At 45.2% G+C, this 1,038-nt stretch carries 2 protein-coding genes; both read right to left on the bottom strand.

Annotated features, from left to right (window positions below):
* A partial coding sequence (locus F6K53_RS45280) for a signal peptidase II (RefSeq protein ID WP_293087734.1) occupies positions 1-146 on the bottom strand: 146 nt, incomplete at its 3' end.
* Between the two features lie 297 nt (positions 147-443).
* Positions 444-1,028, bottom strand: coding sequence for a biotin transporter BioY (locus F6K53_RS45275; protein WP_293087731.1), 585 nt, complete (start codon positions 1,026-1,028; stop codon positions 444-446).
* Positions 1,029-1,038: the final 10 nt, after the last annotated feature.

Here is a 1,038-nt window from a genome sequence, read left to right as displayed (position 1 = left end):
TTAGTCACATAGGTAAAGTGAAACACTCCTTGCCACAGGGGTAGAGTCTCATCCAATTCAAAATTCTGCACCACCCAATATTTAGTCAGCTGATCCAGAATCAGACCAATAGCAGCAGCAAACCAAAACAGGCGGTTTTTTTTCATTAGTCATTAGTCATGATAGCATTTATTAATTGGGTCAGGTACTTACAGCGATGGGTTTTAGGGAGTAGGGAGTAGGGAGTAGGGAGTAGGGAGTCGGGAGTCGGGAGTAGGGAGTAGGGAGTAGGGAGTAGGGAGTAGGGAGTAGGGGTAACAAAATTGACTTTACCTGATAAGTATGGTAAAAGCTATAGTCATTTGTGATTTGTCCTTTGTGATTAGTCTACGACTTACCCAGGGAAAAGAAAAATTAACGTTTTAGGCAATAGGGAACTTCGGAGCTGGGCATTACAATGACTATCAATAAAACATTAACTGCCGTAGACCAAATGCCACAACGGTCACAGAACACACTACCACTAGCTGACTCGGTAAAGGCGAAATGGTATATTTCATGATCGCTTCCATGAGAGGCACAGCCCCAAGCACTGACCAATTGATGCCGTGGAAAATCATCAAATAGCCGACACCATAGGCATGGATGGTTAGTAAACCACATAGGCAGCTAAATGCCAAGGTTTCGACTCGTGGTTGTACGCGAAAGGCTAAAAAACCACACACCCAGGCTCCGGCAATAAAGCCTAGTATGTATCCAAAGCTGGGTTCTTTGATATAGCCAATACCTCCACCTTGAGTAAAGACTGGGAGGTTCAACCCGATGACAACATAGGCAATTTGAGAAAGAGCACCAGCATTTCTGCCTCCTAAACAAGCAGCTAGTAGGACTGCTCCAATCTGATAGGTAACCCCTAGGGATATAGTGTGAACGCCTTGAGTTGACCAATCCCAGGGTGGATTGGAGACAAAGAAGGCTTCTAGAAACGTGCCGCCGATGGTCAGCAGCAAACCAATTATGGCCCACAAAATCTCATTGGGAGCAGACACAGTTACATCG

The sequence above is a fragment of the Moorena sp. SIO4A1 genome, assembly GCF_010672065.1.
Classification (GTDB): domain Bacteria; phylum Cyanobacteriota; class Cyanobacteriia; order Cyanobacteriales; family Coleofasciculaceae; genus Moorena.
The sequence above is the reverse complement of the archived record's forward strand: the minus strand, read 5'-3'. Positions and strand labels throughout refer to the sequence as shown.